19 protein-coding genes are annotated in these 22414 nt (G+C 51.1%); 8 read left to right on the top strand and 11 right to left on the bottom strand.

Going from position 1 to position 22414, the window contains the following annotated elements; all coding sequences use genetic code 11:
• Position 1 precedes the first annotated feature (1 nt).
• Entirely contained in the window at positions 2 to 3064 is a 3063-nt protein-coding gene (locus ACXAFR_RS20580; protein WP_475180401.1) for an efflux RND transporter permease subunit, read from the top strand.
• Between the two features lie 71 nt (positions 3065 to 3135).
• Positions 3136 to 3825, top strand: coding sequence for a CerR family C-terminal domain-containing protein (locus tag ACXAFR_RS20575; RefSeq protein WP_475180398.1), 690 nt, complete (start codon positions 3136 to 3138; stop codon positions 3823 to 3825).
• Here the strand turns inward: ACXAFR_RS20575 and ACXAFR_RS20570 are convergent.
• The 5 genes from ACXAFR_RS20570 to ACXAFR_RS20550 all read right to left on the bottom strand — a co-directional run bounded on the left by ACXAFR_RS20570 (position 3822) and on the right by ACXAFR_RS20550 (position 9784).
• Positions 3822 to 4307, bottom strand: coding sequence for a P-loop NTPase family protein (locus ACXAFR_RS20570; protein ID WP_475180393.1), 486 nt, complete (start codon positions 4305 to 4307; stop codon positions 3822 to 3824). The genes ACXAFR_RS20575 and ACXAFR_RS20570 overlap by 4 nt on opposite strands.
• A 115-nt stretch (positions 4308 to 4422) precedes the next feature.
• Positions 4423 to 6558, bottom strand: a complete 2136-nt coding sequence (locus ACXAFR_RS20565) for a M3 family metallopeptidase (RefSeq protein ID WP_475180388.1) — start codon at positions 6556 to 6558, stop codon at positions 4423 to 4425.
• A gap of 175 nt (positions 6559 to 6733) precedes the next feature.
• Entirely contained in the window at positions 6734 to 7069 is a 336-nt protein-coding gene (locus ACXAFR_RS20560; protein ID WP_475180386.1) for a zinc ribbon domain-containing protein YjdM, read from the bottom strand.
• Positions 7070 to 7190: 121 nt separating this feature from the next.
• Positions 7191 to 9083: a methyl-accepting chemotaxis protein gene (locus ACXAFR_RS20555; protein WP_475180382.1), complete on the bottom strand. Its 1893-nt coding sequence runs from the start codon at positions 9081 to 9083 to the stop codon at positions 7191 to 7193.
• 167 nt (positions 9084 to 9250) lie between these two features.
• Positions 9251 to 9784, bottom strand: a complete 534-nt coding sequence (locus ACXAFR_RS20550; protein WP_475180379.1) for a hypothetical protein — start codon at positions 9782 to 9784, stop codon at positions 9251 to 9253.
• A gap of 140 nt (positions 9785 to 9924) precedes the next feature.
• On the opposite strand from ACXAFR_RS20550, the gene ACXAFR_RS20545 reads away from it, so the two are divergent.
• The gene (locus tag ACXAFR_RS20545; protein WP_475180375.1) at positions 9925 to 11322 is read left to right on the top strand and encodes an FAD-dependent oxidoreductase; all 1398 of its coding nucleotides are present in this window, start codon (positions 9925 to 9927) and stop codon (positions 11320 to 11322) included.
• A 124-nt stretch (positions 11323 to 11446) separates the two neighbouring features.
• Here the strand turns inward: ACXAFR_RS20545 and ACXAFR_RS20540 are convergent, their stop codons facing one another.
• Together ACXAFR_RS20540 and ACXAFR_RS20535 are read right to left on the bottom strand one after the other, a co-directional pair.
• Positions 11447 to 11854: a hypothetical protein gene (locus ACXAFR_RS20540; RefSeq protein WP_475180374.1), complete on the bottom strand. Its 408-nt coding sequence runs from the start codon at positions 11852 to 11854 to the stop codon at positions 11447 to 11449.
• A gap of 349 nt (positions 11855 to 12203) precedes the next feature.
• Positions 12204 to 12905, bottom strand: a complete 702-nt coding sequence (locus ACXAFR_RS20535; RefSeq protein WP_475180372.1) for a metallophosphoesterase — start codon at positions 12903 to 12905, stop codon at positions 12204 to 12206.
• A 407-nt stretch (positions 12906 to 13312) separates the two neighbouring features.
• On the opposite strand from ACXAFR_RS20535, the gene ACXAFR_RS20530 reads away from it, so the two are divergent.
• On the top strand, positions 13313 to 14053 hold the full coding sequence (locus tag ACXAFR_RS20530) for a class I SAM-dependent methyltransferase (RefSeq protein WP_475180370.1): 741 nt from the start codon (positions 13313 to 13315) through the stop codon (positions 14051 to 14053).
• A gap of 49 nt (positions 14054 to 14102) precedes the next feature.
• Here ACXAFR_RS20530 and ald read toward each other — a convergent pair whose 3' ends face one another.
• Positions 14103 to 15218 carry an alanine dehydrogenase gene (ald, locus tag ACXAFR_RS20525; protein WP_475180367.1) on the bottom strand — a complete coding sequence of 372 codons (1116 nt, stop codon included), beginning with the start codon at positions 15216 to 15218 and terminating at the stop codon, positions 14103 to 14105.
• A 148-nt stretch (positions 15219 to 15366) separates the two neighbouring features.
• On the opposite strand from ald, the gene ACXAFR_RS20520 reads away from it, so the two are divergent.
• Positions 15367 to 15855: an Lrp/AsnC ligand binding domain-containing protein gene (locus ACXAFR_RS20520; RefSeq protein WP_475180365.1), complete on the top strand. Its 489-nt coding sequence runs from the start codon at positions 15367 to 15369 to the stop codon at positions 15853 to 15855.
• A gap of 31 nt (positions 15856 to 15886) precedes the next feature.
• Here the strand turns inward: ACXAFR_RS20520 and ACXAFR_RS20515 are convergent, their stop codons facing one another.
• Complete coding sequence (locus ACXAFR_RS20515; protein WP_475180362.1) at positions 15887 to 16621, bottom strand: hypothetical protein; 735 nt, start codon at positions 16619 to 16621, stop codon at positions 15887 to 15889.
• Between the two features lie 411 nt (positions 16622 to 17032).
• On the opposite strand from ACXAFR_RS20515, the gene ACXAFR_RS20510 reads away from it, so the two are divergent.
• The 3 genes from ACXAFR_RS20510 (at position 17033) to ACXAFR_RS20500 (ending at position 19688) form a co-directional block, all read left to right on the top strand.
• A complete protein-coding gene (locus ACXAFR_RS20510) occupies positions 17033 to 18244 on the top strand; it encodes a cytochrome P450 (protein WP_475180359.1) in 1212 nt (403 codons plus the stop codon).
• Between the two features lie 181 nt (positions 18245 to 18425).
• Complete coding sequence (locus ACXAFR_RS20505; RefSeq protein WP_475180355.1) at positions 18426 to 19097, top strand: TetR/AcrR family transcriptional regulator; 672 nt, start codon at positions 18426 to 18428, stop codon at positions 19095 to 19097.
• A 159-nt stretch (positions 19098 to 19256) separates the two neighbouring features.
• A complete protein-coding gene (locus ACXAFR_RS20500; RefSeq protein WP_475180354.1) occupies positions 19257 to 19688 on the top strand; it encodes a nuclear transport factor 2 family protein in 432 nt (143 codons plus the stop codon).
• A gap of 140 nt (positions 19689 to 19828) precedes the next feature.
• On the opposite strand, the gene ACXAFR_RS20495 is transcribed toward ACXAFR_RS20500, so the two are convergent.
• The gene (locus ACXAFR_RS20495; protein WP_475180351.1) at positions 19829 to 21007 is read right to left on the bottom strand and encodes an acetate/propionate family kinase; all 1179 of its coding nucleotides are present in this window, start codon (positions 21005 to 21007) and stop codon (positions 19829 to 19831) included.
• Positions 21004 to 22410: a bifunctional enoyl-CoA hydratase/phosphate acetyltransferase gene (locus ACXAFR_RS20490; protein WP_475180349.1), complete on the bottom strand. Its 1407-nt coding sequence runs from the start codon at positions 22408 to 22410 to the stop codon at positions 21004 to 21006. Before ACXAFR_RS20490 ends, ACXAFR_RS20495 begins: the two co-directional genes overlap by 4 nt.
• Between the last annotated feature and the right edge of the window lie 4 nt (positions 22411 to 22414).

The following is a 22414-nucleotide window of genomic DNA, read 5'->3' as shown; positions in this document are numbered from 1 at the left end:
TATGAATTTGTCGCTGTTTGCTCTGAAATATTATCGACTGGTGCTCCTGTCTGTCGCGAGCTTGATGGTCGTCGGGCTTGTCAGTTTTTTTACTTTGCCGGCCAAAGAAGATCCAACCATCACCATTCGCGAAGCGGTGATTACTACCCAGTATCCCGGACTTCCGGCAGATCGGGTTGAATTGCTGATTACCAAGCGAATTGAGGAGGCCATTCGTCAGGTTCCAGAACTGGAAGAAATTCGTTCGGTGTCCATGCAGGGGGTATCGATCATTCACGCGGAAGTGTTTGACCGGTATTTCGATCTCGATCAAATCTGGGATGAAGTTCGTCACAAGGTGGACGGCGTTTCCGGAGAGCTGCCCGAGGGAACCCTAACACCATCCATCAACGATGACTTTGGTGATGTCGCCGTATTGACGCTGGCACTCAGTGGTGATGCCGGGTTTACCATGGGGCAGCTGTTTGATCAGGCACAACATATTCGCGACCTACTGTATTCGGTCGATGGCACCAAGCGAGTTGATCTGCTGGGCGCACAGGAAGAGCGCATTTACATACAGGCGTCCAATGCCAGGCTCGCACATTTAGGGCTGGCCCCAGACGCGCTCATTACGGCGTTACAGCAACGCAATATCATTCGTCCAGGCGGCACCATCGATGTGCAGGGGCAGTCATTTATTATTGAGCCCACCGGCAATTTTGCGTCAGAGCAGGCGATTGAAGACACATTGCTGTCGATTCCTGACAGTGAGGAAAGCGTTCGCTTGGGGGATATCGCTCAGATTCGCCGTGGGTTGATCGATCCCCCTTATCAAACGGCCTATTTCAATGGCAAGCCGGCCATCATGTTCGCCATTGCCATGAATGAGCATTACAACATTCTCGATTATTCCCCTCGACTTGAAGCGGTGATAGAGCAGCAGCGCCAATTGTTGCCTGCGGGGATGACCCTGGATATTGCAACGCGACAGGCTGATCAGGTGGCCAATGCAGTCTACGGGGTCAGTGCCAATGTTCTGGAAACTCTCGCGGTTGTTATCGCTGTGGTGGTCATGTTTCTTGGCTTGCGCACGGGGTTGGTGGTCGGAGCGATTGTGCCCGCGGTAATGCTGTTGACCTTGTCGATCATGAAATTTACCGATATCGATCTCCAACGCATGAGTTTGGCAACCCTCGTCATTTCGCTTGGGTTGCTGGTCGACAATGGGATTGTGATTGCTGAAGACTTTAAGCGTCGATTGGAAGAGGGCGAAGCAAGACTGGACGCGTTGCGGAATACCGGACAGACCTTGGCGTTACCATTGTTGAGTTCGTCGTTGACTACGATTCTTGTGTTCTTGCCGTTTATGCTGGCTGAGCATGTGGCTGGGGAGTATACCCGGTCGATTTCGGAGGTGATTTTAATTGCTCTGCTGGTGTCCTGGGTGATTGCATTAACGGTGACGCCACTGCTCTGTTATCGGTTTGTGCGTCTGCCACCAAAAAACCAAGAGGGTATGGAGCAGCGCATCAATCGCTTGTTTGATCGTGCCAATCCTGCTTATCTTTATGTGTTGACGCGTATATTGGCACGTCCAAAACGTTTTTTAGCCAGCATGCTGTTACTTCTGGTGGGGGCTATTGTGGTTGTTGCTCACACGCCGCAGAAGTTCTTTCCCGATTCCGATCGCTCTCAGGTGCTTGTGAATATTGACCTGCCCGCAGGTTCTTCCATGCGCGAAACCGACCGTCAACTTCAGCAAGTGTTGCAGGCATTCGAAGATCGGGAGCGTTTCCCTTACGTCGAAAGTCACGCTGCTTATGGCGGCTTCGGGGGGCCGCGTTTTGTGTTGTCGCTCAATCCCATCGATCCGGAAGACAGCAAGGCATTCGCGGTATTGAATATCGACGCGTTGGAGCACAGTGAGGCAACCATCTCTGCTGTACGGGCATTGTTCGCGGAGCAATTCCCCAATCTCAATGTAAGGCCGAGTAAGATGTTTTTAGGCCCTAGCGATTCTTCAAAAGTGGAAATTCAAATCAAAGGGCCGGATGCGGATTATCTCTACGCCACTGCCGCTAAAATACGCACACTGTTGGAATCCATTTCCGGCGTTATCGACATACGCAATGATTGGGAAAATCGCATCACGCAAATCAAAGTGAATGTGGACCAGCAGCGCGCCTTGAGAGCAGGGGTGACCTCTACCGATGTCGCGTTGAGTTTACAGCGTTATTTCTCCGGAGAGGCCATATCCGAGCTGCGTGAAGGCGATGATCTGATTCCCATTGAAATCCGCGCCAGCGATCAGGAACGGTTTGACCTGTCTCGGATTTACGATGTGAACATCTACGCCTCCGGCGGTGACAGTCCGGTCCCCTTGATGCAGATTGCCGATGTCACCCTTGAAAACAACTACGCCCGTATCGCTCGTGAAAATCTGTTTCGCACAATTACGATTGAAGCTCGTAATTCTCAAATTACGGCCGAATCCATGGTACCTTTGCTGCAAGCCGGACTGGACGAAATCCGCGCCGAGCTGCCGCCTTCGCATACGTTGGAATACGACGGCGTGGTTGCCGATTCTGCCGAGGCTCAAGGCGCCTTGCAGGGGAATATGCCGCTCTGTCTCGGTGTCATTGCGCTGCTGTTACTGGCTCAGTTTAATTCGTTACGGCGCACGCTGATTGTCTTGTTGACGATTCCTCTGATGATGATCGGTGCTGCCGCTGGTTTGTTTTTTATGCAAGCCAATTTCGGATTTATGGTGATGTTGGGGCTCTATGCCTTGGCGGGTATTATCGTAAACAACGCCATTGTTCTGATTGATCGCATTGATATTGAACGCAGTGAAGGGGCACCGGTGATGGATGCGGTAAAATCAGCCAGTGTGCGGCGTTTACGGCCCATTGTCATTACGAGCGTCACCACCATCCTCGGTTTATTGCCGCTGATTTTGACGCGGGATCCGCTGTTTTTTGGAATGGCCTCTGTGATAGCGTTTGGCTTGGCTGTTGGCACTGTGCTGACATTGGGGGTGACGCCAGTTCTCTACTCACTGCTGCTGGCCCGTAGAGCCTAGCAGGCGTGTCGACGATTGAACATCAACAAGTGGGCAGAGGTTGGAGCTTACATTATTGAAACCCTTTAACGATGACTGACTCTTCACCTGAACCCGATTTGCCCCATCACTCTGCGACGCCAGTACAAACTGGGGGACGACGTGACGCCTTACTGATGGCAGGCTTGGAGCTTTTTGGCCGCCATGGGCTGGATGCGACCAGTACTCGAGCTCTGGCTGAAAAAGCCGGTGCGAATGTCGCTGCGATTCCCTATTACTTTGGCAGCAAAGAAGGTTTGTACCTCGCCGTCGCGGATTATATTGGCCGTCGCATGCACGAACTTTTTGTCGATCTCATTGATGCCTTCGAAGGGGCATTTGCTGAGAATCGTGTGGACGCAGCCTTTGCTATTGATGCGATGCATCGTTTGGTGGATCGCATGGTTGATCTTATTTTAGTGGGTGAAGAACCCAAGTCCTGGGTCAGCTTTATTGGGCGTGTTCACGCCCATCCCGGTGAGGCGTTTAATGTCTTTTATCAGAGAATTAAACGGCATCAGGAGATCGCAACCCAATTGATTGCCGTTGCCGCTAAATTGCCTGTGACGGGGCGAGAATGTCGAGTTCGCGAGCACGTATTTTTTTCTCAGGTGTTGGGATTTTTAACCTGCCGCGAGAGATTGCTGAGAAACCTGGCGCTCGACAGTTTGGATGCCGATACCATGACGGATATCCGGCAAACCGTCCATTATTTTTTGGATGCGTGTTTAACGCTGCCCTAAAGGTCAGGCGGACTCGTGAGGTGATGTCGCTTGATGTTGGCGCAGCGTTGAAAAAGCTGACGGTGTGCCGTCAGTGAACAGTTATCATCGCGGTGAGGGTAGTCGGCGATCCAACGCTCCAACATGGCCAGGTTTTTATCCTGTGCCGATTTCGACGGATATTTATGCGGTTCCCACGGACGCTGTCGGGCGTTTGTAAGACAGAGTTCGACGGATAAGTCCATATAGTAGGCATCCGTTGCGGCGGGTCGCGCCATGTCCAACAAGTCGGTGTAGCAACCTTCAATAACCCAGTCAGGGGACGTGTCGATAAACGCCTGAATATCACGCTTTGATTCCTCTAACGGGCGACGCTCGGGCGGTTCTGTGGGCAGCCAGGCCAATCCATCGAGATCCAGATGCGCCAGGGCGTGCTGGTGGCTCAAGTGATGGGCAAGGGTTGATTTTCCCGATCCTGAATTACCAAAGATGATCACTTTCACGTTTGTTCTCCTTGGTGCTCAGGACGTTGAGTTGGTGCGCGAAGATCCACGACAGGAATGGCGTGGATCTTCGGCACTGACGCTCAGAGGTGTTCAGTAGAGTGCAATCAGGCTGTTATTCTGCCAGACCCTTGCGAACCAAAAGAGCATCGACACTGGGTTCCTGGCCGCGGAACTCTGTGTAGGCTTTCATCAGATCTTTGCTGTTGCCGATCGACAGAATCGCCTCGCGGAAATCGTCGCCATTGGTGCGATTCAGTCCGCCGCGGGTTTGCAGGTACGCAAAGGCATCAGCGGCCAGCACTTCGGTCCACAGGTAGGCGTAGTAACCCGCAGAGTAACCACCGGCAAAGACGTGGCTAAAATACAGAGATTTGTAGCGCGGCGGCACCGGGGCATAATCGAGTCCGTGTTTTGCCAGAGCCGCTTTCTCGAAGGCCGCTGTATCGGTGACCGGCTCATCCGCGGCTATGGAGTGGTACTCCATATCCAAAATGGCGGCTGCGAGATACTCGGTGGTATCGAAGCCGCTGCTGGCGTCTTTTGCCGCCATCATCTTTTCCAGCAGTGCCTGGGGAATCGGCTCGCCGGTTTGGTAGTGCTTGGCGTAATTCGCCATGACCTCGGGATTGATATCCCAATCTTCATTAAACTGGGACGGAAACTCTACAAAGTCTCTGGGGGTTGCTGTACCGGCGACGGACGGATAGGTCACATCGGAAAACAGGCCGTGATCGGCGTGGCCGAACTCGTGAAACAGGGTGGTGACTTCATCAAAGGTCAAGAGCGTCGGCTGGCCCTCGGCGGGCTTGGGGATATTCAACGCGTTGTAGACGACGGGCTTGTCACCGGCGAGTTTGTTCTGTGTGACGTAGGAGCTCATCCACGCACCGCCACGTTTCCCTTCTCTGGCGTAGGGATCGAAGTAAAACAGCCCAACGCTACTGCCATCGGCATTAAACACTTCAAATGCGCGCACGTCTTCTTGCCAAACAGGAAGATCGGCACGTTCTTTAAAGGTGATGCCGTACAATTTCTCCATGGCGAAGAACAGGCCGTTTTCGAGCACGTTATTGAGTTCGAAATAGGGTTTAATGGCCGCTTCGTCAAAATCGTATTTGGCTTTGCGTACTTTTTCCGCGTAATACGCCCAATCCCAGGGCTCTAGGGTGAAATTCTGGCCATCGGCCTCTATGGCGGCCTGAATTTCGTCGGCTTCCATCCGCGCTTTGGCGACGGCTTTGGGGGCTAGATCATCAAGGATTCGGTAAACCGCATCAGGCGTTTTAGCCATCTGATCGTCGAGGACATAGCCTGCCCAGGTATCGAAACCCAGCAGTTTTGCTTCTTCGGCCCGCAGGGCTACCAGCTCTTTTACCAGCGGGTCATTCGATTCGGCTCTCTCGGCGGAGGTCTCCCAAATTTTTTGACGCAGCGCGCGGTTTTCCAATTGACTGAGTATCGGCTGGCGCGTGGTGTTGACGAGAGTGATCTGATAACCCGTTTTACCGGCTTTCTCTGCGGCGGCTTTAAGGCCCGCAATATCGTCTTCAGACAAGCCCTTCAGTTCGTCTTTGTCGCTCACCAGAATGGTCTCGTCACTGAAGGCTTTGAGCAGGTTTTGAGAGAACTGGGTCGTCAGTGTGGCCATGCGATTGTTGATTTCACGCAGGCGCTGTTTGGCTGTGTCGTCGAGATCGGCACCGGCGCGGACGAATTCCTTGTAGTAGATGTCGATCAGCCGTTGTTGCTCGCCCTCATAGTCTTCTCTGTTCTCGTGAAGGGCTTTGATGCGTTCAAAGAGTTCCGGGTTGAGGTAGATGTCGTCTTGGTGGGCACTAAGTTTTGGTGCAAATTCCGCTTCTATTCGCTGATATTCCGGATTTGATATCAAGCCAGACATGCTGAAAAACACGGTCGTAGCACGATTCAGTAATTGCCCGCTGGTTTCCATCGCCTCAATGGTATTGGCGAAGGTAGGCGCATCGGGATTGCTGGCAATGCTGGCAATCTCTTGCTGATGTTCTGCCATACCCGTGGAGAAAGCGGGTTCGTAATCGGCGACAGAAATTTTACTGAAGTCAGGGGTTTTGTAGTCGAGCGTACTTTCTTGAGCGAAGGGGTTTGACGTCATCGCGGCATTCTCAATGGGTGTTTTAGCGGTGTCTGTCTGCTCGGGCGATGTATTATTCGTGGTGCAACCCGCCAATGTCAGCGCAAGTATTGTGCTGGCCAGTAGTGTCTTCTGCATAAACTCATTCCTGGTATAAAGGTACGATTGTCCCGCCTGATCCGCACACTTACTGGGTGCGGAGCGATCAGCCATAAGGGACTTCGACTCTCCGCGCGTTGCGGAGTTCGACGGAGTTAATGACGAATAATGAAGACAAACCCTGACAGTTTTCTGTCCATTGAGGCGTGGTGCTCTAAACCTTTTTGACAAATTCCGATTTAAGCTTCATGGCGCCGATACCGGGTATCTTGCAGTCGATGTTGTGGTCGCCATCCACCAAACGAATATTTTTCACTTTGGTGCCGACTTTAACCACCTGGGAGCTGCCTTTGATTTTTAGATCCTTGATCACGGTGATGGTGTCACCGTCAGCGAGCACATTGCCGTTGCTGTCGAGAAATTCTGCTCCGGTCGCGTTGTCAGCCTGTTCAGGATTCCATTCGTGGCCGCATTCGGGGCACATCAGATGGCTACCATCGTGATAGGTGTAGGGGGACGAACATTCGGGGCAGGGAGGAAATTCACTCATGGGAAATCGGTATCACATTAACAAAAAAGAAGTGCTGGATTGCAGCAGGAGGGCGGCACAATAAAGTAGGTGGGGACAAGAGACAAGGGGAAGCGCCCCGCTTGGCGGGGCGACAATGATCTCAAATGGTGAAGCGCGAAATATCCTCGTGGACTCGGCCCCCCAATTCACGCAGTCGTGAGGCTGCGGCACTCGCATTTTGGCTTTCACCCGCCATTTCTTCACCCACACTTTTAATGATGTCGGTATTGCGATTAATCTCGATAGTGACAGCGGCCTGTTCTTCAGCGGCAGAAGCAATTTGTGCCGCCATGTCGTTAATGGTATCGATGGCTTCGCCAATTTTAACCAGACTGTTGTTGGCCTCGGCGGCATCGGCAACGCTGAGCGAGGCCAGTTCGGCGCCTTTGTCCATAGAGACGACGGCTCGGTGCGTCGCGCTGCTTAGCGCGCTGATCATCGTTTCGATTTCTTTGGTGGAGTCGTGAGTCCGGCTGGAGAGAAGGCGAACTTCATCGGCAACCACCGCAAAGCCTCGGCCGTGTTCACCGGCGCGGGCGGCTTCGATGGCGGCGTTAAGCGCCAGCAGATTGGTCTGTTCACTGATACCGGTAATCGTTGACAGAATCGACGTGATTTTCTGTGCGTGCTGGTTTAGCTCAGCGATGATACTGCTGGCGGAACTGACTTCCTCCGCCAGGGTTTTAATGGATTCCTGGCTTTTACCCACCATGTCGACACCGGATTTGCTCAGGTCGACCGTTTGTAGGGCGGCTCCTCGCGTGCGTTCAGCGTTGGCGGCAATTTCCTGGGTAGCCGTGGCCATCTCTCTGACGGCGTTGGCAACCATATCGATTTCCGTTTTGTGTCTTTGCACGCGGCTGAGTTGTTGATCCACGGATTTCGCGGAGTTATTTGCCTGATTGTTAAGTTCTTCCGAGGCGGACACCAGGCGCGAAATAATGCCGTGCAACTGCTCGACAAAGCGATTAAAGCTGGATGACAGGCGACCGATGTCGTCGTTGCTGTCCACATGTAGGCGACGGGTTAAGTCGCCCCTGCCGCTGGCAATTTCGTTGAGGGTTTGCGATAGGCCTTCAAGGCCTCGAAACACGACTTTAAACAACCCCAGAAGAACGACAATGGCGGCACCGATGATCACCACGGCGGTACCCAATTGTACCATCAGCTGCTTGCGCACCGGCGCCATCAATACGCCGTTGTCCATGACGAGAACCATCGTCCAGCCAGTGCCTGGAACGTTGACCGCATGTAAGGCGCTCTCTTTATTGGCGACGTCTTTGATGACCAAATTGGCGGACTGCGTCAGCTCAGCCAGTTTATCCGGGGCGAAATTGGGTGAAAAGTCGGCCGCGGGTTTGCGTTGCCAACTGGCGTCTGGGTGGGCAACCAGCTTGTTGTTTTCATCGATCAGGATGGCATAGCCATTGCCGGGCACATCGAGGGCGTTCACATTTTGGGTTAGGGTATCGAGTGTCACATTGCCGCCGACAACACTGGTAATGCGGCCGTTTTTGAAGATGGGTTCGGCAATGGTGATGACCAAGTCTCCTGTACTGGCCGAGGTATAGGGTGACGTGATGAAGCTGTCCTGGTTTGCCATCACCCCCTTGTACCAGGATCTGACGCGCGGGTCGTAACCTTCCGGGTTCAGGTTAGGGTTGTTGCGATACATGTCACCATCTTCCGTTCCCATATAGGCAAGTGAAAGGTCAAGCCCTTGGGTGACAAGATCTAGAAATATGTGTGGTGGAACATCGGGATTCGCTGGCAATACCTCGGTCAATTGCTTAAGACTGTTGCGCCGGTCACTGATCCAGTCTTCAATGCTTTCTGCAAAGGAGGTTGCGAATAGATGAATATCGCGATTCAAGGTCTCTTGTATGTTGGCTCTCAAGCTGGATACGCTGAGCCAAAGCATTGAACCAACCATAATCACGAGGCATATGATGGTCGGGATCAGCAGCTTTATTTTTAGAGAAAGGTCTTTCATTGAAGACATCCTGGTGGCGGTTTTCGTTGATTCAAACGACGTTCGCGACGTTGTATAGACGTTTTATACCCATAGTCTAGACGAGAACCGGCAATTGGCAGGTTTTACCAGGATGTCAGCCGGGATGGCGGATGTGGCGTGACGGTATTGGGGCGATGGCAGCCGCGCTAGTCTTCGATATGCCTCAGCAGAAGCCAGAGGCGCTTACGGATGTTATTCACGCGCACAGACCAGCGATAGCGGCGATGATTTTCGACGTGGGGAAAGCGCAGTGTCAGATCGGTGAGCTTGTCGTAAATGCTGTTGATGAGGTCCTCTGTCGATTTTCCTCCCCAGGCCTCAAGGTCAGTGCCCTGCAGCGATGGGTAGGGTTCTATCGTCGCCTTCTTCAGCTTGTTGAAGTTGAAACCTTCTTTGGCCAATCGTTTATATTCCGTGAGGGCAAGCTTTTCGACGACATCGGCCAAAGGCACACCGTCGTCCGCAACAAGATCCAGATAAATCAGGTTTTCTTTCATCTCACCAAGCAATGCCCGCGCATCACCTTTCGATTTGCGCCACCAGGCGCTGAGAGACTTAACGGCCGCACCGCTGGATGATAAAGAGCGAATGGCGGCGGGAATGGCGACTTCCATAGAGACTGAGGTCCGTAGCAATGCGGCAAGGCGGTGGCAGGAGGATAAATAACCTGGTTGGTGCATTCAAGCAATTGATTCCAATGACAATTATCAAGGCTCAAATGACCGTAATTCGCTAGAGTCGGGGGTTGCCAGCGATTCCGAAACACTTCATCAGCTGCGTTTTTCTTGTTTGCCATGAAAGCCCCAGGAGCAAAGTAATTATGAGCACAGAGACCTTTGAATTCACGATTCCCGTGCTGGTTATTGGCGGCGGTGCCTGTGGATGTATTGCCGCTCTGGCGGCTGCACAGGAAGGGGCGGAAGTCCTTTTGGTCGAGCAGGACAGTCGTCCGATGGGCTCCACCGGCATGTCTCAGGGGCTGATTTGTGCCGCAGGCACCCGTTCGCAAGTGGACAACGGGATTGCGGATGGGCCAGATCAGTTGTATCGAGACATCATGGAAAAGACTCGTGATCAGGCGGATCCGGTCGCCGCTCGTATTATTGCCGATCACTCTGGTGCAACCGTCGATTGGATGGTCGACAGTTTAAAGATGCCCTGGGCTCTGGATACGGGGTTTCGGCCCGGTTACGGCAATTCCACCTATCGGGTACACGGCTGGCATGGGCATAGCGGTCAGGATATGTTGGATCTGCTGCATCAGCGGCTGGCAGAAGCCGGCGTTGATGCGTTGCTCGGGGCTAGGCTCGACAAGGTTCACAGCAACGCGGAAGGACGCGTTATTGGCGTATCTCTGGTGCGACCCGATGGCGAAGTGGAATTGGTTGGGTGCGATACATTGATTTTGGCCTCTGGTGGCTATGCGGCTAACCACGAGTTGCTGGCGCAGTACATTCCTGAAATGGCAGAGGGGCGCAACAATGGCCATGAGGGCAGTCAGGGAATTGCTGTCCAGGTGGGGCTCGAGCTGGGCGCGGCGCTGGGTGATATGGGTGCCTACCAGGGCTACGGTATGCTCACAGAACCCCAAGGTGTTTCGGTGCCGCCCAATGTCCTGATCAATGGAGGTATTCTCATCAATTGTGAGGGCGAACGCTTTGTGGATGAAACTGAGGACATCGCAGGTGTCGTACAACCCGTCATGCAGCAGCAGGCGGATTTTGTGTGGGTAATCTACGATCAGCGGATCGAAGACAAGGTCGCCTACGTGCCTGAAACCCAGCAATTAAATGAACTCAAGGCGCCACGCGTTGCGGAAAGTTGTGAGGCGTTAGCCGAGAAAATTCAAGTACCCATCGCCTCTCTGAAAGCCACTTTGGCGGCGGCGGAGTCTGCCCGCGAGCGTGGTGAACCCGATACGTTTGGTCGTGTCTGGAATGAGGATTTGCCTCCCCATGGCAATTTGCGAGCGTTGAAAGTCGTCGGGGCCATCTATCACACCCAAGGGGGATTGCAGATCAACAGTGAGGCGCGGGTTGTCAGAGAGGATGGCTCGCCGCTACCCAATGTCTTCGCGGGTGGCGGGGCGGCGAGATCGGTCTCTGGCCCTGCGCACTGGGGATACCTGCCTGCCATGGGACTGTCAACGGCGGTAACCCTCGGGCGCATAGCCGGTATTCATGCCGCTCAACTCAGCCGCGAGACAGAGGCGGAGTAATACGTCTAACCCGTCATTGATTTTCGTTTTTAAGTCGGGCCTAGAACGGCAAAAAAACAGGCTAACTATTAAGCCTGTTTTTACTACCGTAGAGACACTGCATATTGAGAAAATCAACAGCCTACTAGGCTGCGCGACGTCGATTGAGGCGGTCGGCGTTGCTGGTCACCCGATGATGGATTGGATGCAGGCTTTTTTGCAAAATCGTATGGGTTGTGGAAATGGTATGTCCCATCAGTTTTTGTTTTTTGCGGCCTTTGGGGTTTAAGCAAATATTGTAGAGATCGCTGGCCATTGCAAAACTGAGCAGATACGGTGATTTGGCCGTTTCCAGCCAAAAGGTCAGTACCGCCTGCGAGGGAAAAATCACTTTTTCGCTGGTCATACTGAGGACTTCTTTTTGGACTTTCGCGGATGGCGGTAGTCCGCCCGTCGCGATCAAAAAAGACCGCATGAACATGATTTGAGGAGAGAGCATGGCGATTTCTGCGACCTGCTCAGCGACGTTGCGTTTTTTACGACTTCTGGCCATCTTACCTACACCCTGACTTCTGGATATGAAAAATAATTCGGTAGCAGAGAGGTCTTGCTCACATCTTTTGACTTACATTCGTAGGTCAAGCCTTCGGCGCGGATCCTGCCGCTAAACTCTGTCAGCGAACTACACATTGCATGCCAACTGTCGCTGTGGGTTCTGCTCGACCGATATTAGGCGCACAAAACCAACCGAGCGCGCGAATTGGCACTTACGTTATTGTTCAGTATGGACAAAATTCGAGAAAAACAAACTGATCTGCTGGTGTGGCCGCAATTATAGGCATTTCGCCCGGTAAAATCTGCATTCCTCGTGCAAAATACGCTAATGGCCATCTTGTGTCAGATCATTCAAACAGACCGTCCTTGCGGTCATACCAATCCCAGAGCGTCTGGCTGCTGACCAGGGTCAAATAGCCACCTTTGAGTAGGGTATCTATCCAGAATTGGTTTCCAGTACGTCGCGGCGAGCGGTCGTTCTGGTGGCCTGCCACCAATAGGTCGATACCGGAGACTGAGGCCTGCATGGCGGCATTGCCATGGCGCATCCACATGCCCATTTTTACATCGTCTTCGGGGAGATGTTCGGGGGTGTACAGGTCGGACCAATGCAAGTGCCAACCTGCGTGGATGACACCCACGTTTCCCCGGTCGGTCGTCAGGCTGATGGATAGCGGCAGAGTGTCGATCTGCGCGCGCACCTGTTGTTGGCTCGCATCGTTTAATTGACTGTACCAGAGGCCGCCGTGAAGTTCGTGGAGGGAGCAGGTGACATCGCGCTCTTCCTGGCTGCCACGATGACGGTTGAGGATGAGCTGTTCGTGATTGCCCCGCACGGCAAAAAACCAGGGCTCCCTGAGTAAATTGAGCGCTTTTTGACTGTCCGGACCTCGATCGACCAGATCGCCTGTGCTGATTAAGCGGTCCTTTGATGGGTTGAAATTGACCGATGCCAGGGCGTCGATCAAACGGTCCACTTCTCCGTGTATATCGCCAACAAAGTAGTCTTCGCCTCGGTTATTGGTCTGCAGGCGTTGATGAATGATCATGGAATTTTCTCAGCGAGTTAACAACACAAGATGAGACGGGGATTGCGTCGGTACATGGGTAAGAGGAGGCCAATTGTGCAGTAAGCGCAATTGGCGACAAGGTGGCGACACAAGACGGATGATCGTGTGGTCACGTGTCTTCGTTGCCATCAGGTCGTAAGCATCATGTCAAATCTGAACAGCAAAGGCAAAAGTTCTCTGTGGCCTAAGGTTTTCACTGATTTATCACCTTCAAGCCTGCAATTGTCAGGAATCACAGGGTAGAATGCGGCCTCTGAACTGAAACCGAGATATTTAACGCGCCATCAGCGTGAACCTTGAGCGACTGCTGTTGGGATAATAAGAACAACAATTCCTGCTAACCAGCAGTGCGCGAATTTACGAGCAATCGACAGGAAAAGCCTTTCATGATGAACCTGATGTCCTTTGTGGATTTTCTCATACTGTTAAGTTTACTCGGGGTCGTCTGGTTGTTGGTCGATATGCAGAAATCCCTGCGCAAATCGAATCGGCAGTCAGAGGCAATCTACTGTCGTTTACAGGCCTATGTAGATCTTGTGCGTTTGCTGGATATCAGAACGGGGTTGCCGGCGTTGTCAGGCTGGGCTGCCTATTCAGACTTGCTGTTGGTCATTGCCCGTGAAACCTTGAAACGCAAGCCTCAGACTGTGGTTGAATGCAGTTCCGGTGCATCGACCTTGGTGGTTGCTCGCTGCTTACAAATGAACGGCCAGGGGCATGTGCACAGCATTGAAAACGATGCGATCTACGCGGCAAAGACACAGGCCATGATCGACGACGCGGGTTTGTCGGACTGGGTGACGATTACCGTGGCTCCCTTGAAGCCTTTACCAGACCAGCCACAGCAGCATTGGTATGATTTGGAGGTTATTCCCGAGGTGCCCGCCATTGATTTCTTGATCGTCGATGGCCCGCCAAAGGTCAGTGGTGATCTCGCTCGCTATCCAGCGATGCCGTTCTTTGCGCAGAAGTTCAGTGATACGGCTGTCGTTTTGCTCGACGACAGCAAGCGTCCGTCAGAGGCGGAAATTGCCCGTCGCTGGGCTGCCGAACATTCCGGTTGGCAATTGGAGTTGCTCGATCTGGTAAAAGGCGCTGCAAAATTGACACGTAAGACTGCGCCTTGACGGATGGAAGAGATACAGGCCGACGGTTAATACGTCGGCCTGCAAAACGTTAGCTCAATAGGCTTGCAAGGGGGTGAAAGGTCTGCCCCAAAGACTCTGCGACGGCCTGGTTGGTCAGCTTGCCTTCGTAGACATTAACGCCGTTCGCCAAATGGGCATCTGCTGCAACAGCACCCGCAAATCCTCGATCTGCAATGTTCAGAACGTGAGACAGTGTTGCGTTGGTCAGTGCCAGGGTTGAGGTTCTGGCAACAGCTCCTGGCATGTTGGCTACGCAATAGTGCACCACGCCGTCGACAACATAGGTCGGCTCTTTGTGTGTGGTTGCCTTGCTGGTTTCAAAACAGCCTCCCTGGTCAATGGCCACATCCACCATGACGGCACCATTTTTCATCTTGCAGACCAGGTCGCGAGAAATCAAACGCGGCGCCGATGCACCTGGCACCAAGACGGCGCCAATGACCAAGTCAGCTTCAACAGCAAGGCGAGCGATGGATTGGTCGGTGGCGTAAACCGTTTGAATGCGAGCACCGAAAAGATTGTCCAATTCGCGTAAACGATCAATGGATTTATCCGCCAAGGTTACTGAGGCGCCGAGACCGGTCGCCATCTTGGCCGCATTTAAGCCGACGACACCGCCGCCAATAATCAGCACGCGAGCGGGTTCAACGCCGGGAACCCCGCCCAAAAGGGTGCCGTTGCCACCTTGGCTTACGTGCAAATGGTAGGCGCCAGCTTCTACGGCCAAACGGCCTGCGACTTCACTCATTGGTGCTAACAAAGGCAGTCCACCACGTGGTGACGTTACGGTTTCATAGGCGATACAGGCAGCGCCGGAATCCAACAGCAGATGGGTTTGCTCTGGGTCTGGAGCCAGATGCAAATAGGTAAACAACAGCTGTCCGTGACGGAGCTGGCGACATTCCTGGGGCTGAGGCTCTTTTACTTTCACGATCATATCGGCGCGAGCAAAGATCTCTTCAGCGCTGTCGATAATCTGCGCACCTGCTTCCAGGTAGTTTTCATTGGTAAAGCCGATGCGCAGGGCGGCATCTTTTTCGATCATGACTGAATGGCCATGATTGACGCACTCTTGGACCCCGGCCGGGGTCATTCCGATGCGATATTCTTGGGCTTTAATTTCCTTGGGGACTCCGATCAGCATAACTGAAAACCTTGTTGAATTTGTTGATTCGACCATTTTAAAGTAAAAAAAATAGTTTTATATTTATTAAAATATTTAATATGTGGTTGAATCGACTGTTCAAGTGCGGTTGTAATCTGAATTCCACTGTTACGGAGATGAGTAGAATTTGCTGGATGTCAATAGTGATTTTGAGAAATTGAGCCGTATCGATCGGCGCATTCTGAAATTTCTGCAAGAGGATGGCCGTCTTTCTTATGCAGAATTGGCTCGACGGGTCGGATTGAGCACCACGCCCTGTAAAGAGCGGGTGAAGCGACTGGAGAGAGAAGGGTATATCAGCGCCTATCAAGCCATTCTTAATCCTGCCAAATTGCAGTTGGGACTGATCGTGTTGGTTCAGATACGCCTCAATCGAACCGCGCAGGATGTGTTCGAAGAATTTAAACACCGGGCGCTGGAATTAAACGAGGTACAGGAGTGTTTTCTCGTCGCGGGCAATTTTGATTATTTGATCAAAGCGCGTGTTGCGGATATGAATGCCTACCGTCACTTTTTGGGCGATCGTCTGTTGAACATTCCCGGAGTTCAGGATTCAACCAGTTTCGTGGTGATGGAAGAAATTAAGGAGACCGTCAAGTTGCCCATCACCATTTGAGTCTTTAGCTGCCCAATATTTGATGGAAGATCTAGGGGCGAACTTTACTTAAATCCTTCGCTAGTAAGGCTTCATAGCGTTTTATCGATTGATCAGACAGTAGGTGATGAAAATTTTGATCGCTCTCACTGGTGATCTTGTTTTTATCGAATCCGTTGCCCGTATAACGAACGTTTCTCGCGGGAGCATCTAGCATGGCGGTAGCAAAGGGTAGCTCGATAAATTGACATAGATTCTCCAAGGTTGCTTGCGGGCGTTCTAGAAGACCTTCAAATGAAAGTACGGCAGGTGGCAATAGATTTTTGTGATGCTGATGTTCTTTGCCTAACTGGGTGATTAGCTCAATACAACGCTGCCAGCGATACGCGGCAAACTTGGCTCTGCGCCTCTCGCGTTTAATGATCGAGCTAATAACGGAATCAGGATTTCTGACGATACACACCGGCTGCACAGGGCCTCGCTCAAGATAATCCAACAAGCTTAGTTCGCTGCGGGGAATACGGTTGTAAAACATTTTTTTACGTAGAAAACCGCTGAAATTGACCAAGCAGTACCAAGGGTAGTAGCGCTTTGACCATTCCAATTGATTAGGCACACAGAGTTTATTGCCCCGAATTTTACCTCCTGTGACGTGGAAGACAGCCCCGGTAAACTCTTCATCTAGCATAGCAATATCTGGGTGGCTACCCAGAGCAGCTGTGATTAACGTCGTGCCACCGCGAGATGCTCCGAGTACGAGAAGAGAGGTGTTGCTATCTAGTGGCATTTTTGAAAGTTACTGAGGCGGCACACTGTAAGCCGGGCATTTTATCGATAATAAGCGACTAGTGACACCGTTTGAATGGAATTTAACCCGTTCTTTTGATAGAGGCTCGGGGTAGCGAAGACTAATAAATTACTTGTCTTTTCTTGATGTCGCGGTCTCCAATGTCTAGCGATGATATTTGGGCGTAAGCCAGCGTAAGGAATTCGCGTAAAGGGTTGGGCAGGAGTTGTGCTTGATTAATTCTCTACGCTTCGTTATGGTTCGAACCATAGTACCCTAACGAACGTTAGCGAGCTTTTGGTCGAGTGCCTTTTAACTGGGAATTTTCGGGACCTGAAAAGCTTTCAACGTGTGGATACTGCATTTTCTTTAGTGAACGAGAAGTAAAACCGGTGAGAGGGATGTAGAGGTATGCGAGGTGCTCAAGGTAACGAAGATTATTTGCCCTGGGCAAATGATGAATTTATTCGCAATCCCTACCCTTGGTTGCGGAAACTACAACAAGATAAGCCTCTCTATTTGATGGATGATGGCACTTACATCCTGTCTCGTTTTGACGATATCGCCAAATATTTGCGTTTACCTTCGATGAGTATTGTGGAGCCAGACTGGGTTCCGCCGACGGCGTGGTCAGCACTTGGCGACACAGTGCTCGGCATGGATCCACCTGATCATACGCAAGCGCGGAGAGTCTTTAATCGTTGGTTTACTCCCGCTAAAAATAAGGAATGGGTAGAGGCTGCCATTGCTGCGACTCACTCTGCTCTCGATTCTTATCAGCCTGGTGATGTCATCGACGGGCATCATACTCTCGCGGTCGTTCCGACCCATGCAGCAATGTGTAAAGCATTGCAGGTGCCAGTTTCAGAGCCTACGGAAGGACCTTTTCCTGCGCTCTCTGCTATGTTAACGGCCATGCGCTCTCTTAGTGTTTGTGCGTCGAAAGAAGATGACGAACGCACTGCAGAGGCGTTTCAGTATCTACGCTCTCAAGTTCTCAAGCTCATTAAGTATAAAGAAAAGCATCCTGGCGATGGTATGGTGGATGCTTTGATGGAGTTGAGAAATCAAGGTGAGATGTCTGAAGAGCAAATGATTCAAAGTATTTCTTTGTTCTGGGGATCAGGGCCCCATAATCCCTCTTATTTGATCGGTTCAGCGCTAGAGCATTTTGCCAGGTTTCCGGAGTGTTTTGAGTTATATCATCAGCAGCCTGAGAGCCGTCGAGCTATTCTCAATGAACTGATCCGGTTATATCCACCGGAGCTCTCCGTCGTGCGTTTTCCTACCGAAGATATCGATATTCATGGAGTAACAATTCCTGCTAAGTCTCGTATACGTTTTTTATTGAATGCGGCCAATCGAGACCCAGATGTGTTTCCTAATCCCGATGAGTTGATAGCAGACCGCCCACCGCAGACGGGACAGAGTTTGAGTTTTGGGGCGGGACCTCACACCTGTGCCGGTCAGGCTATAAGTCGAGCAGAAGCAGAAGCGGCGTTAAGTGTTTTCGTCGAGCGCATCGAAAAGATTGAGCTTGCAGATGAGCCGGAGTTTGATGCCACTCATCGATCTCGGGCTTATTTGTCATTACCATTAAGGCTAACTCTAGTTTCTTCCTAGTTAAATACGTGAACAAGGCTTTTGGAAAAATATTTTCAAAGTAGCGAATAATGATAAACATAGAGCAAAGGAAGAGTTTAGTTGTTGCAAAGCTGCCTTTAGAGTTACTGCTGTGAGTTTGGGATATATCGTGAAGGCGTAAAAAGACCTACAATGGGGTCGGGAAGATTAGGAGAATGACATGCCGCTGCCTAAACGAATTCTGCTAGCGCGCCAGGAATTGGAAAAACACCTCGAAAAATTTGATTGGTCGGATTTAACCAATGGACGTAAGAATATTCTCAATGCGTTCTTAAAACTGGCAACAACCCAAGGCTATGCTGCGGTTACTATGCGGGAATTAGGTAAAGTGCTCAACATGAAAGCACCTAGTATTTATTCTCATTTTGCTGGAGGGCGAGATGAGATTGTATCGGCATGTTTGCGCTGGCATTACTACAATTTTGGTATTGCGGTTCTCGAAGCGGTCGGGCCAACAGATAATGCTCGGGACTTCCTTCATGCAATGGTTCGCGTTCATTTTACTCGGCAATTACAACTCCCGGAAAACGATCTTTGGGATTTATTGGTGGCAAGCGACAAAATTGGTCAATTTCTTAACCCTGATATTCGACAAGAAGTCCAATACTGGTTGCGTTTATGTTTAAAGCTTTATGAAACTGCTGCCAGTGAGCTGTACGACGGTAACACCAAAGCCAAAGTGCCATTGGTGATGTCCATTCTGGATGGAGCGAACTCATGGAATCACTGGAACGGGAAACCGGCTCAGCTTGAAGAGTTGACGGAAGAAGCGCTAACCGTGGTAGACGCGATTTTTAAATCAGCAGGTTTACAGCCCTCTGATTCTCTATAGCTAAAATCTGCTTGCTCGTTTTCTTATCACTTGATTTAGGTGGTGCTGTCGGCTACACCAGTGTTTTGAGTTACCGCATTAAAACTAACGTACGATAGTTTGTGCGGTCGGATTGACTTTTACTTTGTAATTCTCATAAACCTCCAGGAGATATCTCGCGTGACTGACACCCAACAACTGGTTCTTAATGATGTACCAGAGGATGTATTAACGGCCATTAATGACAAACACGAATTGATGGTACAGGCCTATAACGAAGGTGATGCTGAAAAGATTGCCAAACAATTCTATACCCAGGATGCTTGGGTTGTCGGTAGTGACGATTCGACCTGGAAAGGAGAGAGCGGGATTTATCAGCTTTATAAAGATATCGTCGGTGTTTATCAGTGGCGGGTTGATCGTAAACATATCCAACGCCTTGCCGAGAATGCTTTGTCTGAATATATTATCGGTGCGATAGAGCCCGTCGAGCCGGGTGAAACCTTAGTTTATAAAATTCAATTTGTTTGGCAAAAAGTAAACAATGAATGGTTCTGTAGTTCTCAGTTTTTCGCTTTTGGTACTCACTTTGATGAAGCGAGCGATAGCTAGTTTTTTTCAGTTTTGATATCCGGCAGTTTGTTAGGGCTACACTGGATACCGTCGACATTGCGTCCATAATACTGCGTCGTCGGCTGTTCAGTGTTGCGAAAACGTGGTTGCATAACGTTAGCTAAGTTTATAGCCGGCCCTTAATAGAGGGGTGGATGTCTGCCTGCGCGATGATTGCTTTTTGGTTTAACCGCGTCATCGTGAGGTGGAAGTATATCGCTCGCCAGCTTGGCAATCATTTTTTCTTCATTGGTTGGAGCAACGTAGATTCCGACCTGGCTATGGAATGTCGATATTTCGCCGGCATTACTTTGGTTGCTATTGTCATCAAGAATAATACCCAGCCAAGACAAATGTTCGCAGATATTTTGACGAATCTCGGGGCAATGTTCACCAATTCCTGCGGTAAAAATAATGGCGTCCAAGCCGCCCAGTGACGGCAAGAGGGCGCTTATTTGTTTAGCGGCTTGGTAGCAAAAAAGTTCGATAGCCTGTCGGGCAGAATCGCTGCTACTGACGAGCAGCTCCCTCATATCGTTACTAATGCCCGAAACACCCAGGAGGCCGCTCTGTTTGTAGAGCAGATTCTGGACGTCTTCTGTTGCCATGTTTTTATCATGGCAGAGATGTAGTACGACTCCGGGATCTAAACTGCCGCAGCGAGTACCCATCATAAGACCATCTAGTGCGGTAAATCCCATCGTAGAGTCCACACTCTTACCGTTGAGCATCGCGCAGGCACTGGCTCCATTGCCGAGATGTACGGCGATCACTTTTTCTCTACTACGTAGCGGAATAATATGAGACAGCATACTGGCTAAGTACTGGTAGGATAGGCCGTGAAAGCCGTAACGTTTCACGCCTTCAGCATGCAGTTTACTTGGTATTCCAAAGCGTCGTGCAACTTCTTTGTAGCTGGCGTGAAAGGCGGTATCAAAACAGGCAATGTGTGGTATGCCGGGCAAAAGTGTCATCATGTGCTCAATAGCACTCAATTCTGCCGGTAGATGCAGAGGTGCTAAAGGATCAAGTTGATGGAGTTCTTTGATAATCTCATCTGTTATTAGCGTTGGTTCAATAAAATGATCACCACCGTGGACCACGCGATGACCGATAACATCAATGGTGGCAGTTGAGCTCTGGTTTTGAATGAGTTCGATGCACTCTTCCAACGCTTTTAGCATAGGACGAGTTCGGCTGAACTCAATTTTACCCTGTAATTGACAAGTAAAATTGGGCAGGGCCCAGGCCGAATACTTGAGATTGGAGGAACCAACATTGAAGGTTACGACAGTATGGGAAGCAACGGCTTGGCTCATAGTTGACTCCGCTTTTCTAGGTGAGATCGAGCGTAGAGTAGGCCCAGGGCACAGCTGGCGAGGCGCGTTGGACCAGGACCGGCGGCTCTACTGGTGAGAATGATAGGCACTCTAGCACCGAGAACAATTCCAGCACCATCGATACCAAACAAATAACCGATTTGTTTGTACAGCATATTGCCGGACTCTAAATCTGGTGCCACGATAATGTCGGCGTCTCCGGCAACCGGAGAAATGATGCCTTTGGCCTTCGCTGCTGCGGTGGAAATGGCGTTGTCAAATCCCAGAGGGCCATCGAGGATACCACCGATTATCTGGCCTCGTTCGGACATTTTGCAAAGAGCGGTTGCATCTAGAGTGGAAGGAATGGCTTCATTGACAGTTTCCACGGCAGAGACAATAGCTACCTTAGGGGTTGTGTGTCCCAGAGAGAGCACCAAATCGATCGCATTCTGCACAATGTCTTTTTTCGTGGCGAGATTAGGGTGAATATTGATCGCAGCATCGGTGAGAAAAAGGGGTTTATGGTAGGAGGGCACATCTAGGGCAAACACATGGCTCATCCGTCGCTCGGTGCGCAGTCCACCATTCTTGGATACGACCTCTGCCATTAATTCATCGGTATGTAGTTTCCCCTTCATGATGCCCCCGACCTCACCGGCGGCAGCCATTCTGACGGCAACGGCGGCAGCTTCGTGGCTGTGCTCCGTGGCGATCAATCGGTAAGGGCTAATATCTAGGTCAAGCTCTTCAGCGATCGCGCGTATTTTATATTCAGGACCAATTAAGACCGGCTCAATAATTTCCGCGTTCGCTGCTGACAAAGCGCCTTCCAGTGAAGCTGCATCGACAGGGTGTACAATCGCCGTTAAAAGGGGATGATGACTGCGCGCACGTGTCATCAGTTCATTGTATAAACGGCCTTCGTTGTCTTTAAATTCAATGTCAGGTAAAGCGATCCGTGGCCGACTGATTTTCTCTTCGGGAGCAATAACCACGGCCTCTCCGGTGATAACCTGTCGTCCTTCTTGGTTGGTACATTCACAAGTTAGCCGCAATCGATTATTGTCGAGCTTCTCTACCACGCTGACCGTGGCAGTAACACTGTCGCCAACTTTAACGGGGCGCACGAATTTAAGGCTTTGACTGAGATATATCGTACCGGGGCCAGGCAGTAGAGTGCCCATGACGGTAGATAACAGCGCGCCGCCCCACATGCCATGTCCAATGATTCCATGAAACATGTCGCTGGCAGCATATTCGGCATCCAGATGTGCCGGATTGACATCACCGGACATGACGGCAAACAGTTGTATATCCCGCATGGTCAACAAGTGCTCGACGCTGGCGACATCGCCGATGTCAATTTCCTTCCAGGTACGGTTCTCTATCACATTTTTCATGACA

This window comes from Pseudomaricurvus sp. ABR4_320 (assembly GCF_056159445.1).
Note: the sequence above shows the minus strand (reverse complement) of the source record. Positions and strands in the feature narration are given on the sequence as shown.